Origin of the sequence: Rhodococcus sp. AD45-ID (genome assembly GCF_003023755.1) — a bacterium.
Lineage (GTDB): Bacteria > Actinomycetota > Actinomycetes > Mycobacteriales > Mycobacteriaceae > Rhodococcus_F > Rhodococcus_F globerula.
Genome location: NZ_PYHL01000002.1, coordinates 1,157,371 through 1,169,660, shown reverse-complemented (window position 1 = coordinate 1,169,660; position 12,290 = coordinate 1,157,371). Strand labels below are relative to the sequence as shown.

The window sequence follows — 12,290 nt, the reverse complement described above, 5'->3', positions numbered from 1 at the left end:
GGAAGCATCTCTGCGCGGTGTCGACCTCCTCGCAGTGCACGCCTGGTCCGACATCACCATCGCTGTGGTATTCCCAACATTCCGCGATGCCGACTGGATCGATCACCAAAAACGATCAACGAAACCGTCTCGAGGAAAATCTCCGAGAATTCCGAGACCTGTATCCCGAGGTAACAGTGCGTCCGCTTTTGGCCAAGGACCAGCCGGGCAAGTGCCTGATCGAGTACTCCCGGCGCGCGCAGTTGGTGGTGGTGGGCCGACGAGGCCGCGGCGGATTCAACGGCATGCTCCTCGGAAACACTTGCCGTGAAGTCATCCACGCCGCCCAATGTCCAGTGATGATCGCCAACAGCGGCCGATGACATGACTGCCTATAGCAAGCGCCGTCGTTTCCACGCTGGGCGGAGAGCCCTCGAAGCGATCCATATCGACGGACCGGTATGCCAGCGCCCGCCGTGCTGTCACCTCGTGGTCGGAGTCGACGCACACCCTGGCATTCATCCTGCACTGGCGTTCGCGATCGGCTTCGCTCGGCAACTCAACGCTGAACTGCACGTGGTCCACAGCATCGATCTCGCCGACTACCCCATCGAACCCGACTCGCCACGCTACGAACACGAGTTCGCCGAGACACTCGAATCCGAACGCGCTCGAACATGCGCCACACTCGCATCGTTTGGCGGTCCCTGGTCCTACGAGCTCTCACCGGAGGATCCCGTGAGACTGCTGACAGCCACCGCAAACGCATGCGACGCGGTGATGATTGTCATCGGAACACCACGGAGAGGGATCACTTCGATCATCGAACGCATATCCGGTGAGTCTGTCTTAGCCCACCTGATCCACCACACCCATCGTCCGCTGCTGATGATCCCGGACAGTGCGGCATTTCCCGGCCAGCCCGCCAGCCCACCGGCGTCAGCCCCATGACGTGTCATCCACTCCTGCGGCGACAAACAGTGACGCATCCCGTTATGAATCAGTGAATCTGATTCATAACAACAGTTTCTCCGGTTTCCAGAGGAACCGATTTCGCCGTTTCTGCCGGGCGGCGCGTGCGACGCGGCCTGGTCAGGCCGCGCTGACGGTTTGGCTCGACGCCGGTGGGCGCTCGGTTCCGCTAGCCGCCGTCGAGGGGTTACCGGCGGGTAGTTCCTTCACATCTGTTGTCTCGCAATGCCGCACGGCCGCATTGATTCCCATAACCCCACACCACCACGCTTCACGTTTCTCGGATTCGGTCCACACCACTAGATCGACGTCACGTGAATCTATGTCACTCTCCTTAAACCATCTCGTGTGGTACCCAGTTCGCATCAAGCGAAACGGTGCCTAAGGCGAAGACGAGATGCTGAGCCGACTACTCCAGCGATTGCTCCACGTTTGCTGTGCGGCGACTGCGGAACGTGTCAGGGAGCGGTCTCGACGCCGGATCGCTGGTCCTTAACGATGATTCTTCCGTGACGCCATAGTCGCCTCGCCATCTTCTCCTCAGGTATCGGCGGGCCGTCGTACAGGGCGGCGCCTGCGGTCACACCCGCTCCCACTGCGACGAGCACTGTGCGTGCACGTGTCGAACGTCCGCGTTCTTCCCTCTCCAAAGCTGCGATCAGTGCAGCGGTGTGCATGTGCTCGTCGTCAGCCACGGTGACGCGCGACTCCGGCATTCCCAGCTTTGCTGCCAGTGCGGCCCGAAACCCAGGGCGGGCGGGCGCGGCCACGACGGAATCGACCTCTGCCAGTTCCAGTTTCGCCTCCTGCAGACATGTGGCGACTGCTTCGTAACCCGCCGCAGCGTAGTCCTCGTCGAGCGAACTTGACTCATGGAAACGCAACACATTCCGGTTGTCGTTCTGACCAACCGTCGCCCGGAACGAGTCCCCTCCATCGATACGATTCACCCAATGCACCTGGCCGAGCCCATAGTGATCATCGGTCCAGCAGCACAACGCCGCTCCCCCCACTGCCGAGAAGGGAAACCTCTCGCTGAGCCCGTGCCCCGGGTCGGCATCACTGGCGACGATGAGTGCGCGTTCGATCACACGGGAACGAAGAAATCCGTCAACAATCTGCAGCGCGGTCAACACGCCACAGGTACCGTTCGCGACATCGAAGGAGAACGTTCCATGGTCGCCGGTGTGCGGATCCTCTGGATGGGCGCCGATGTCGTCTTGAATGAGAGCGGCAAGGGCCGGTTCACCGAGATTTCGGTCGCGATACAGACCTGCGTTCAGGAGGAGATCGAGGTCGTCGGGGCGACATCCGGCCTTGTTGAGGCAGGACCGCGCCGCCGCTGACGCGAGGTGAAGTGCACTGTGCCGACTCCGCCATCCACCCCGGGTGAGGGACAACTGCTCAATGATCGTTCCCATAGCGCGCCACCAGTTCTCCGTCGATTTCCACTAGAACTACCCCGATCTCCAACCCAGAGGCCAAGGAGATCAACGCGACAGTCTCTCCCGGCTGGATACGGCCGGCCTCGAGTTCCTCGACCAACGCCACCGTGTGAGTTGTCGACGCTGTGTTCCCGTATCGGTCGACTGTGATGACCGCGTCATGCCGCGGACTGTCTCCGAACGACGCCTCCATCTGAGCCATACCCTTCTTGATTGCCCGCGCGGAAGTCTGATGAGTGATCACATGGTCGATGTCGTGTATCGACAGCTCGAGTGAGTCGAGTACCTCATGTAGGAGCAGCGGGGTGTCGGCGATGGCTGCCTTCTGAATCGCGCGCGAATTGGTAAACATGCGAGCGCCCGGAGCACCGCCCTTCGGGTAAGCGAGACATAAACGGCTGTAATCGGCCACGGTGGTGAATCCGGCAAGTCGGATCCCGGCGGCACCGGCGGGCGCCCGTTCGAGGACAAGCGCTGCGCCCGCATCGCCCAATGTCAACGAGGCCAACTCTTTACTCATGATGTTGTGGATATGCTGCGCGGCATTGCGGCCGAGTTGGGAAATATATTCACCACTCACGATCAAAGCCCGCTCGACGACACCCTGGCGTATCCAGTTGTTGGCCACCATGACACCGGTGAGCATCCCTGCGCATGCATTTGAAAGATCGAACGTCATGGTCTTGTTCGCTCCGAGAGCCCGCGCGACGACACCGCTCATCGTGGGTTCAATCCATTGAGTGAGACCATCACGAAACTTGGTGATGCTGCAGCTGATCACTACGTCTATCGACTCAATCGAACGGCCCGACTTCTCCAAGGCATCCCGTGCGGCCGCGGTTGCAAGGGTGTAGGAATCCTCATCACCCACACTGACGCGGCGCTCGTGAATCCCGGTCAAACGTTCGAGATCGATATGGGTCGAATGCCGTGTTGTCGTCATCAATTCGTCGGTCGTGAGCCGTGTGACGGGAAGGTGCCGACCTGCCCCCGCGATCCGCGTCCGGTAAGGCTCTCGGATGTCATTGCCTTCAGCGTCCGTCACCAGCCAGTGCTTGACCATTTCGCTCTATTCCTCGGTTCGTCTTGCGCCGTACTTTCTGCCACTGGGCATCGCATCGTGTTGACATTCAGCAGTATTCGCGCGGTGACCACCCTGGACTTCTCGCCTGCTTCCGCGCTGAGCGGCAACGTCGACCTCAATCCGCTACGAGACGGGACGTGCCAGCGTTCGGCTAATTCATTGCACTGCTCGAATTACATTGCAAATCATATGAATTGACTAGTCACATCATCGGCATCATGTGCATGGGCGGAAGTACGCCCAAACTGTGAAGACACATCATGAAGGTGTGACACATCTGCATCGCGTTCACTGCGATCACTCCTTTCGTTACGCCCTGTGGAGTCACTCAGGGAGATGATTGTGTCCTGAGAACGGTCAGGCGGTTCTTGTACTCGTCTTCGTCGATCTCTCCACGTGCGAACCGCTCGGCAAGCATCGTCTCCGCACTGTGGCGCGGTAGGGATCCAGGTGGAGGATCCGCGGATCCATGTCCGACATAACGAATCAACAGAAAGATTCCGACGATCAACAAACTCCAAAACAGCGCCATACCTATGAACATCAGTGCGTAATCCCAACCCCAACTACTGAGATGGTGGTTATACATCACAGCGAGGCCTCCTGCATTCTCCCTTCGGCAATGAACACGCCCGGTCTCGCAGCGCCCCACGCCTCTTCTCCTATCGTGCGCTCTTTCCCGATCGGCCCACAGGGTCTTTCTGCTCGTCTTGACAGGCGGCCCGAGTTCTCGATCAACATGCCGGAAGTCCTTGCCATGAGAGTTCTTCGGCCCTACCTGTCCGGATGTCCGGGGCGGGATTCTCAGGGTCAAGTGCGTTCCGGCAACTCCTGGGAGGCCTGATGCCATGGTCACGCGCAGTTCTCCCTGCGCTAACAGGGAATCCCGCAGCTGTATTCGGTGTTGCACATAGCGAGGTAGCAGCCAACGACCTCCGATCGAATGAGAAGTACACATCATGACAAGTCCCCGTGAGGTCGAGAGCATCCGCCCGACTCTGATCCCGGTGCCGATGCGTTCCGAGCTTTCCGGGCAACGCGTTATGCTCGTCGATCCTCGTTTCGGTCAGCTGGCCGGGCAGTTCTTCCGACTCTTCGAGCGGCCCTCGAGCGGTGGCGGCGCTCTTGCGGTCTACTTCGGCGGCGAGCCAGTTGTCGACATCTGGTCTGGGTGGGCGACCCGTGACACGCGCTGGCAACCAGAGACAGTATCCATGTCCTTCTCCACCGGAAAAGGTGTTGCGAGTACGGTTCTGCACCGTGTCGCAGAACGCGGGATGATCGAATACGACACACCTGTCGCCGAATACTGGCCCGAGTTCGCGAGTGCTGGCAAGGACGCCGTCACGGTACGGCAACTGTTGACTCACCAAGCCGGATTACATCGTGTACGTGGCCTGGTTCCGGGACAGTTGGCTCTGCTCGATCACGACAGCATTGTCAGCGCTCTCGCGTCGGCTACACCAGACCGACGAGGCCTCACTACGCCCGGATATCACGCAGTCACCTTCGGTTCCCTCGTCGCAGAACTTACAAGCCGGGCAACCGGTACATCGTTCACCGATCTTGTCCGCACCGAAATCGCGGAACCCCTGGGAATCGACGAGTTCTGGTTCCAGGTACCCGAGGATCAACGCCATCGAATTGCGAAACTCTTCCCCCAGATCAACCCCTTCAAGATGCCATGGGACACCGCTTCCTCCACGCTGGCACGGATGCCGGCATTCCGAAATATCGCCGATGCAGGTATGCCGGAGGGATTCGACAAACTGGTCCACAATCCTTCCATCCACGATTACGTCATGCCCGGATGGAACGGCGTTTTCAGTGCACGCGCCCTCGCCCGCATGTACGCAGCACTCGCGAACCGAGGTGTCGTGGGAGGTAACCGGTTCCTAGGGGAAGAGACCCTCGAACAACTCGGTGAGGTGCAGACAATTGCACGTGACTACGTCCTTGGAATCCGGATGAACTGGCGACTCGGCTATCACTCGGCGTTCGTTGCCCACCGCAATCAATCGCCACATGCCTTCGGGCACTACGGACTGGGCGGATCGGGCGCATTCGCCGACCCGGAAACCGGCCTGGCACTAGCCTTCGTCACAAACAGAATGGGTGGCGCTCTCACACCGTTCGTTGACCTGAGATTGGCCAGATTGGGTGCCCAAGCGGAAGCGATCGCCCACTCTTTGTGATGTGAACCCGATCGATTCAACTCCATGTTCCTACGACCATCCTCTCCCGAATGGAACGCTCCGGAACACGGTGACGGCAGCCTTCTCTCCTGCATCGACAAGGTTCCGTGATAGACGAACCTTGTGGCCTACTAGGGGGCGACCGATGATCTGAGTACGACATGCGACAATGGGGGCTGAAGAACGTCCTCCATTGCGTCGAGCGGCACAGGTTCGTCAACGAGAGTTGCCCACGGATATTTCTCACTCGTTGCGGCGAGGAACGCAACTGCCTGACCGAGATGCCGCGGTTCGTAATTGTGCACACCAGTGATGGTCAGCCACCGACGAACAACATCCTCCGGGTCCACTGCAACGGCAGGGCCCGGGCTGACTGATCCGGCGAGTACAAGACGACCTCCGAGGTCGAGGCGTTGCAGGGCGGCGTTCACTGCAGCCGGGGCACCGGAGAAGTCAATTGCGATGTCGGCAAGTAATCGGTCATCATCGTCGGAGGCACCGAACTGATGAGATTGACTTTGCCGCAACGGATTCGGCTCGACCATCTGCACTACGGCACCGGCCTCCGTTGCAGCAGCGGCAGCCGTGACACCAAGCATCCCAGCCCCGTAGATCAGTACTCGTTTGTCAGTGAGATCCCCCGCCGCTTCGAGCGCTGCCATCACGGTCGCGGTTGCACACGCTGCCGGTGCGGCCACCGCGTCGGGCAATGAATCGGGAACCAGCGAGATCGCGGTCCCGCTCGGCAGAACGATATGTGCGGCGTACGACCCACTCAATGTCCATGGCCCTAGCGCTGATTCGTGCCCAACTTTGCGCACGTTCACGCATTTGGCGGTGAAACCCTTGGCGCAGCGTGGGCAGCGATGGCACGGGACCGTCACCGACCACACGACTCGGTCACCGACAGCGAGTGGGCGCACGCACTCCCCCACAACCTCAGGGTTTACGCCACGACCGATGGCGACTACTCGCCCGACGGCTTCGTGCCCGAGGATCGACGGACACGGCGCGTCGCGGCGTCCGGACACAGTGTGCAGGTCGCTGCCACATACCGTGGCGAGGCTGACACGAACGAGGACCTCCCCCGGACCCAGTTCGGGAATCTCCAGTTCCCGGATGTCGACGCCATCGCGTGTCCATACGGCTGCCCGCGTCAAACGAGGAGTGATCTGATCCATCCGGAAATCCTTTCCACGATGTAGACGATGACAAAAATGACGATGACGATCGCACCGGCGATCTGGAAGTTCAGAGTGCGAATCGACTCGAACAGCAGGAATCCCACGCCGCCGGCGCCAACGATGCCCAAGACGGTCGACGTGCGGATGTTGACGTCGAGTAGATACAGACTGGATCCGACAATCGAAGGAATAGATTGTGGCAGAACAGCACTGAAGATTCGGTTCCACCAACCGCCACCCACCGAGGTCACTGCGTCGAGCGGCCCCGGGTCGATCTCCTCGACAGCGTCGGCAACAAGTTTGCCCAGAAATCCCACCGAGCCGATCGCCAGGGCGCACGTACCCGCCACCGGGCCAAGCCCGACAGCTGCAACGAATACGACGGCGAGAATGAGTTCTGGTACGGCACGCACCACGACGATCCACGCCCTCGCGAGCCAATAAAGCACAGGATGCGGCGTCGCATTGGCAGCAGCCAGGATTCCGACCGGGATCGAAAGTCCGACGCCGATAGCCGTGGATACGACGCCGATTGCGACAGTCTGGACGGTGGCGTCGAGCAGTTCGGCACCGAGCGAGGAGAAATCGGGCGGCACCATGCGCCCGAAGACCTCCACGGAAGGCCCAACCCACGTCAACAGCGCTCGGGGGTCGATGTCGAGTACGACAAACGAGGCGATGCAGGAGGCAATTAACAGCGTCGATGCACCCATACGCATCGCTCGATCACGTCGGGGTCCACCGATCGACGGGACTAGCAGCGTGCGCCGTACAGCGATCGCAACCAATTCCATCGCGGCGATGATGGCCAGAATGACGAGCACAATCCCCAGGGCGCGCGGGTAGATCAGTCCGCGCAACGCATCTTGTAGCGCAAACCCGATTCCGCCGGCACCGACAAATCCGAGAACCACCGACATGCGCAGGTTGATGTCGATGCGGTAGACGAACGCGCCGATCCAAGCGGGAACAACCTGGGGTACAACAGCATTGATCATTTCACGCAGGTATCCGGCGCCGGTGGCTCGGATCGCTTCCCGCGGTCCGCTGTCGGTTTGCTCGATGGCATCGGCAAACAACTTGCCGAGCATGCCGATCGAATGCAGCGCCAGCGCAAGAATCCCGGGGAGGACACCGATGCCCAGTGCTCGGACGAACAGCACTGCGAACAGTAGGTCGGGCATGGCCCGACAGAACGTGATGACGGCCCGCGCGACGCTGTACACCCACGGATGCGGAGTCGTATTGCGCGCAGCGAGGAAAGCCAAGGGAATGGAAGCGATCGCGGCCAGGACAGTACCAAGCACGGCCATCAGCAGCGTGTCGAAGGCGAGCGAGACGATACGCCCGGTGTCGTCCACGCGGGGCGGGAGCATGCGTCCGAGTAGGCGCTGAACATCTTCGAGGCCGTCGATCAGTGTCGCGGGTGCAAAGTTGATGTACTGCGCCGACAGAAGCGTCGCAACCACTGCAGCCACACTCAACGCGGGTAGTAGCCAACGTCTATTTCGCGTAACTGTCTGCGGGGAATCAGTTTTCGGTGGTGGTTGACCGAGCGTGGTGGTCACGTCGATCTCACAACCGACAGCGCGTCACGCTCGGGTGCGAGGCGTTGATAGATCGGCATGACATCCTCGCGTAACAGCCCGCTCGCCGGACGATCGAGAACTACTTCTCCATCGCGAAGGCCGACGAGCCGGTGTGCCCAGCCCAGCGCGAGGTCGACCTGATGGAGCGTGCACACGACGGTCAGCTGTTCCTCGGTGCACACCCGCTGCAGCAGATCCATGACAACACCGGCGTTCTCCGGGTCGAGCGAGGCCACCGGTTCGTCGGCGAGCACGATGCTCGGCCGCTGCATCAGGGTGCGCGCGATAGCCACGCGCTGTTGCTGTCCGCCGGAGAGGGTATCGGCGCGGCGCTCGGCCAGATCTGCGAGTCCAACCCGGTCGAGGCAGTTGAGAGCCTCGATGCGCATCGACTTCGGATACGTCAGCGTCCCGTAGCGCGGGATGCGCAGTCGTCCGAGACCTCCGACGAGAACATTCTCGAGACAGCTGAGGCGTCCGACGAGATTGAAATGCTGGAAGATGAATCCGATGTTCTTGCGCAGTTCCCGCACGTCACGCGCCGGAGCTGAGTCGATGCGGGTGCCCAGCGCGGTAACGCTGCCAGAGGTGATCGGATGGAGTCCGTTGATGCAGCGCAGCAGCGTGGACTTGCCGGAGCCCGAAAGACCGAGCAGCACGAGCATTTCACTGCGGTGCACGTCGAGGTTGACGTTCTGGAGTGCGGTGGTGGAACCGAAGGTCTTCGTGACGTCGCGTGCGCTGATGACTATGTCGTTCGGGGGTGTGGGCATGATCAGCCTTGGCACTTCTGCGAACCGGTGACCTCGCACACGTGGCGGACGCCGTCGTAATCGCTGTCCTGTGCCGGTACGACGCCCCAGGCGCGCTCGTCGGTGATGCGGCATTCGTCGGAGCAGATGCCGTCAGCCTGGAAGGCCTTGGCGTTCATGCCTTCGCTGAATACAGCCTTCAGCTTCGCGATCGCGTCGGCACCGAGTTCGTCGTTGGCAGCGAACAACGATCCTGCGATCATCTCCGACTTCCAGACAGTCTTGAGCTCACCTGGCTTCAGCTCACCGTTGTCGATCATGGTCTTGTCGACCATCGTGTCGAATGCAAAACCGGCGTCGCAGTCACCGCTCTTGACTGCGAGCGCCGACGCGTCATGTCCGCCTGCGTAGATGGGTGTGACCGCGGCGGAGATGTCTGCCTCCGAACCGGAGGCGATCACGCCTTCTTCGATGAGTCCGGCAGTGGGATACAGAAATCCGGATGTCGAACTGGGATCGACGAAGCAGACCTTTTTGCCTGCATAGTCGGTGAGACCGTTGACGGACTGGTTGTCCGAGCGGGTGATTGCGTAGGACTGGTATCCGGGAGGAGTTCCTTCGTTCTTCACGACGGCCCCGAGGGGTGTCATCTGTGCACCGTTGATACCGGCGACAACATAGGCGAAGGGACCGAAGAACGCGAGGTCGACGTTGCCGGCGATGAGACCTTCGACCACGCCCGCGTAATCGGATGCCTGGACGAATTCGACTTTCGCCCCGGTCTCGCGTTCCAGTCGTTCGATCACCGGGTCGTAACTGGATTTGAGGTCGGTGGAGTTTTCAGCCGGAATTGCGGCCAGTGTCAGGGTTTTCGGGAATCCCTGTTCAGTTGTGGTTTCAGCACCTGAGCTGGAACAACCGGCAGCGACAAGTGCGGCGGTGGAAAGAAGGGCCGCAGCAATGCTGGCGCGGCGAAGAGTGCGGGTACTCATGTCGTGGTCCGTTCGGTCGAGTGAAGGCAGGGAAGATAAGGCATCAGTCGAGTTCAGGGCTGAGCGAACTCAGGGCTAGCGAATTCAGCGAAGTACGAGGCTCGGGAGATCGGTGATGCTGTCGAGGATGTGGGTCGCGCCGGCATCGATCAGAACCTCACTCCGGTGGGCGCCGGTGCGGACGCCGGCGACGACGGACGCACCTGCGCGTCGACCCGATCGGATATCGCTCGCGGTGTCACCGACCACGGCGACAGCCGCCATGTCACTGACTCTGCACTGCAGTGCAGCAGCAAGCACGAGATCCGGATGCGGACGCCCTCGGAACGAATCCCCCGGCGCCAGATAAGCATCAGCGACAGTGCGCCACTCCAAAGCGTCCAGAATTCGATGCTGCGTGGCCGGCGAAAAGCCGGTCGTCAACACCACTGCAACGCCGGCCTCCCGGAGTTGTGTGATGGCGTCTGCGGCACCCGGTACCGAGGTCACGCCGCCGTCGATGCGCGCGTCGTACGCCGCTTCGAAAGCGTGATTGGCGGCTTGGGCGCGGTCTTCTGCGCCGAAGAGTGCTCGAAAGACTTCGATTTTGGACTGGCCCATCGTTTCGAGGACGTAGCGGCGAGCGTCGTCGCGGTCTTCGCCGGACTCGGCGAGACCCACCGCAGTGGCCGCGGCATCAAAGGCGTCGATGACGAGACCATCGTCGGCGACGGTGGTGCCGGCCATGTCCATCACAACCAGTTCAATGGCAGGTCCAACTAGGGCAGTTTCGCTAAGCGCTTGTGTCGCGGTCGAATTCGTCATGACCCATACGATGCATGTTGGTATAGACCAAGGCGAATCCGTTGCGTGAACTGACAATGAACTAACAGTGACATCTTGGTCTAGACCAAGAAATGGTAGTGTCTGACGCATGGTGGTCGACGCAGAACCTCGGATGCTCAAGCATCAGATCGTGCGCAAGAATCTCGACGCACTTCTCGACGACCTGTCACCAGGAGACTCATTTCCCTCCGAACGAGATCTCGCCGAGAGATACGACGTGTCTCGGGAAACCCTGCGTCAAGCGATGCGGGAATTGCTCGTTGCCGGCCGCATCGAGCGGCGCGGTCGAACAACCGTTGTCGCAGACCCTAAAGTCGTTCTGCCACTAGCTATCGGCTCCTACACCGAAGCCGCGCGCAACAAGGGCATGACCGCTACCCGAATTCTGGTCGGATGGTCCGTCGACGGCGCTGACGACAATCTCGCGGATCTCCTGCACATTGAAACGGGTGACGCGGTCGTACAACTCGAGCGAGTGTTCACGACCGACAACGTCCGAGTCGGACTGGAAACAACCCGCATCGCCGCCCACAGAATCCCCGGCCTCATGGAGACCTTCGACTACAGAGATTCTCTCTACGCCGAACTAAGCACACGCGGAATACAATTCGATCGCGTCGTCGACAGCATTGAGACCGTACTGCCCGACGCCCGAGAAGTATCACTGCTCAACGTCGACCCGCGGACCCCGATGTTCCTCCTCAACCGAGTGTCCTACGACATCGACGGTGTTCCAATCGAACAGAGACGATCCCTCTACCGCGGTGACCGCATGACCTTCACTGCAGTCATGCACGCGTAAACACACGCGCGATCAATCGTCGCCGACTAAAGTTCTGGTCATGGAGCGAAGCAGCGACGCTGCTCAAACCCGCAGTGGCGGTAACCGCCGCTCGCGGTTTGACGTGTTCGTCGAACATGCAGAGTTGCGAGTCAGTCAGGCACCGTTCTTCTTCCTGTGTGTCGCCATCGTGGTGGCCTGGTTTATCAGCTTGCCGTGGTGGACGGATCTCAAGACCTGGCAGGTTGCCATTCATACAGTCGCGAGTGTTTTCACACTGCTGTTGGTAGTGCTGCTCGAGAATGCCGGCCGCCGCGCGAGCGAAGCGTCGCAAGAAAAGCTCAACGTCATCGCCGAGGCACTGGCAGCAATGCTGGATTCATCCGCATTCGATGATCCCGAGCTCCGAACTGCCGCCAAACGACTCCGGGAAGCTGTTGGACTCGAAGAACGCCACTGAAATGTGACTGTCCATTTCGCCCGAACCGTCGC

General features: G+C 60.5%; 12 protein-coding genes. 5 read left to right on the top strand and 7 right to left on the bottom strand.

What is annotated here, in order from left to right; genetic code table 11:
• Positions 1-86: 86 nt before the first annotated feature.
• On the top strand, positions 87-362 hold the full coding sequence (locus C7T36_RS30640) for a universal stress protein (RefSeq protein WP_084702782.1): 276 nt from the start codon (positions 87-89) through the stop codon (positions 360-362).
• A 1-nt stretch (position 363) separates the two neighbouring features.
• Positions 364-930: a universal stress protein gene (locus tag C7T36_RS21710; RefSeq protein WP_045067605.1), complete on the top strand. Its 567-nt coding sequence runs from the start codon at positions 364-366 to the stop codon at positions 928-930.
• A 479-nt stretch (positions 931-1,409) separates the two neighbouring features.
• Here C7T36_RS21710 and C7T36_RS21705 read toward each other — a convergent pair whose 3' ends face one another.
• Together C7T36_RS21705 and C7T36_RS21700 are read right to left on the bottom strand one after the other, a co-directional pair.
• Positions 1,410-2,372, bottom strand: coding sequence for a 3-oxoacyl-[acyl-carrier-protein] synthase III C-terminal domain-containing protein (locus C7T36_RS21705; protein ID WP_084702780.1), 963 nt, complete (start codon positions 2,370-2,372; stop codon positions 1,410-1,412).
• Positions 2,356-3,459, bottom strand: a complete 1,104-nt coding sequence (locus C7T36_RS21700) for a 3-oxoacyl-ACP synthase III family protein (RefSeq protein WP_045067604.1) — start codon at positions 3,457-3,459, stop codon at positions 2,356-2,358. The genes C7T36_RS21705 and C7T36_RS21700 overlap by 17 nt, the downstream gene beginning before the upstream one ends.
• A 1,034-nt stretch (positions 3,460-4,493) precedes the next feature.
• Between C7T36_RS21700 and C7T36_RS21690 the strand changes: the two genes are divergently transcribed.
• A complete protein-coding gene (locus C7T36_RS21690) occupies positions 4,494-5,675 on the top strand; it encodes a serine hydrolase domain-containing protein (RefSeq protein WP_045068019.1) in 1,182 nt (393 codons plus the stop codon).
• Between the two features lie 131 nt (positions 5,676-5,806).
• On the opposite strand, the gene C7T36_RS21685 is transcribed toward C7T36_RS21690, so the two are convergent.
• From C7T36_RS21685 to C7T36_RS21665, 5 genes are all read right to left on the bottom strand, one after another.
• Positions 5,807-6,856: a zinc-binding dehydrogenase gene (locus C7T36_RS21685; RefSeq protein ID WP_045067602.1), complete on the bottom strand. Its 1,050-nt coding sequence runs from the start codon at positions 6,854-6,856 to the stop codon at positions 5,807-5,809.
• On the bottom strand, positions 6,832-8,427 hold the full coding sequence (gene phnE / locus C7T36_RS21680) for a phosphonate ABC transporter, permease protein PhnE (protein WP_045067601.1): 1,596 nt from the start codon (positions 8,425-8,427) through the stop codon (positions 6,832-6,834). The genes C7T36_RS21685 and phnE overlap by 25 nt, the downstream gene beginning before the upstream one ends.
• Positions 8,424-9,221: a phosphonate ABC transporter ATP-binding protein gene (phnC, locus tag C7T36_RS21675; RefSeq protein ID WP_045067600.1), complete on the bottom strand. Its 798-nt coding sequence runs from the start codon at positions 9,219-9,221 to the stop codon at positions 8,424-8,426. Before phnC ends, phnE begins: the two co-directional genes overlap by 4 nt.
• Before the next feature lie 2 nt (positions 9,222-9,223).
• A complete protein-coding gene (locus C7T36_RS21670; RefSeq protein ID WP_045067599.1) occupies positions 9,224-10,192 on the bottom strand; it encodes a phosphate/phosphite/phosphonate ABC transporter substrate-binding protein in 969 nt (322 codons plus the stop codon).
• A gap of 84 nt (positions 10,193-10,276) precedes the next feature.
• Positions 10,277-10,996: a phosphonatase-like hydrolase gene (locus C7T36_RS21665; RefSeq protein ID WP_045067598.1), complete on the bottom strand. Its 720-nt coding sequence runs from the start codon at positions 10,994-10,996 to the stop codon at positions 10,277-10,279.
• A 109-nt stretch (positions 10,997-11,105) separates the two neighbouring features.
• Here C7T36_RS21665 and C7T36_RS21660 point away from each other — a divergent pair, with 109 nt between their 5' ends.
• Both C7T36_RS21660 and C7T36_RS21655 read left to right on the top strand, forming a co-directional pair.
• The gene (locus tag C7T36_RS21660; RefSeq protein ID WP_172935451.1) at positions 11,106-11,819 is read left to right on the top strand and encodes a GntR family transcriptional regulator; all 714 of its coding nucleotides are present in this window, start codon (positions 11,106-11,108) and stop codon (positions 11,817-11,819) included.
• Positions 11,820-11,859: 40 nt separating this feature from the next.
• Entirely contained in the window at positions 11,860-12,258 is a 399-nt protein-coding gene (locus C7T36_RS21655; RefSeq protein WP_033236203.1) for a low affinity iron permease family protein, read from the top strand.
• The last annotated feature ends 32 nt before the right edge of the window (positions 12,259-12,290 follow it).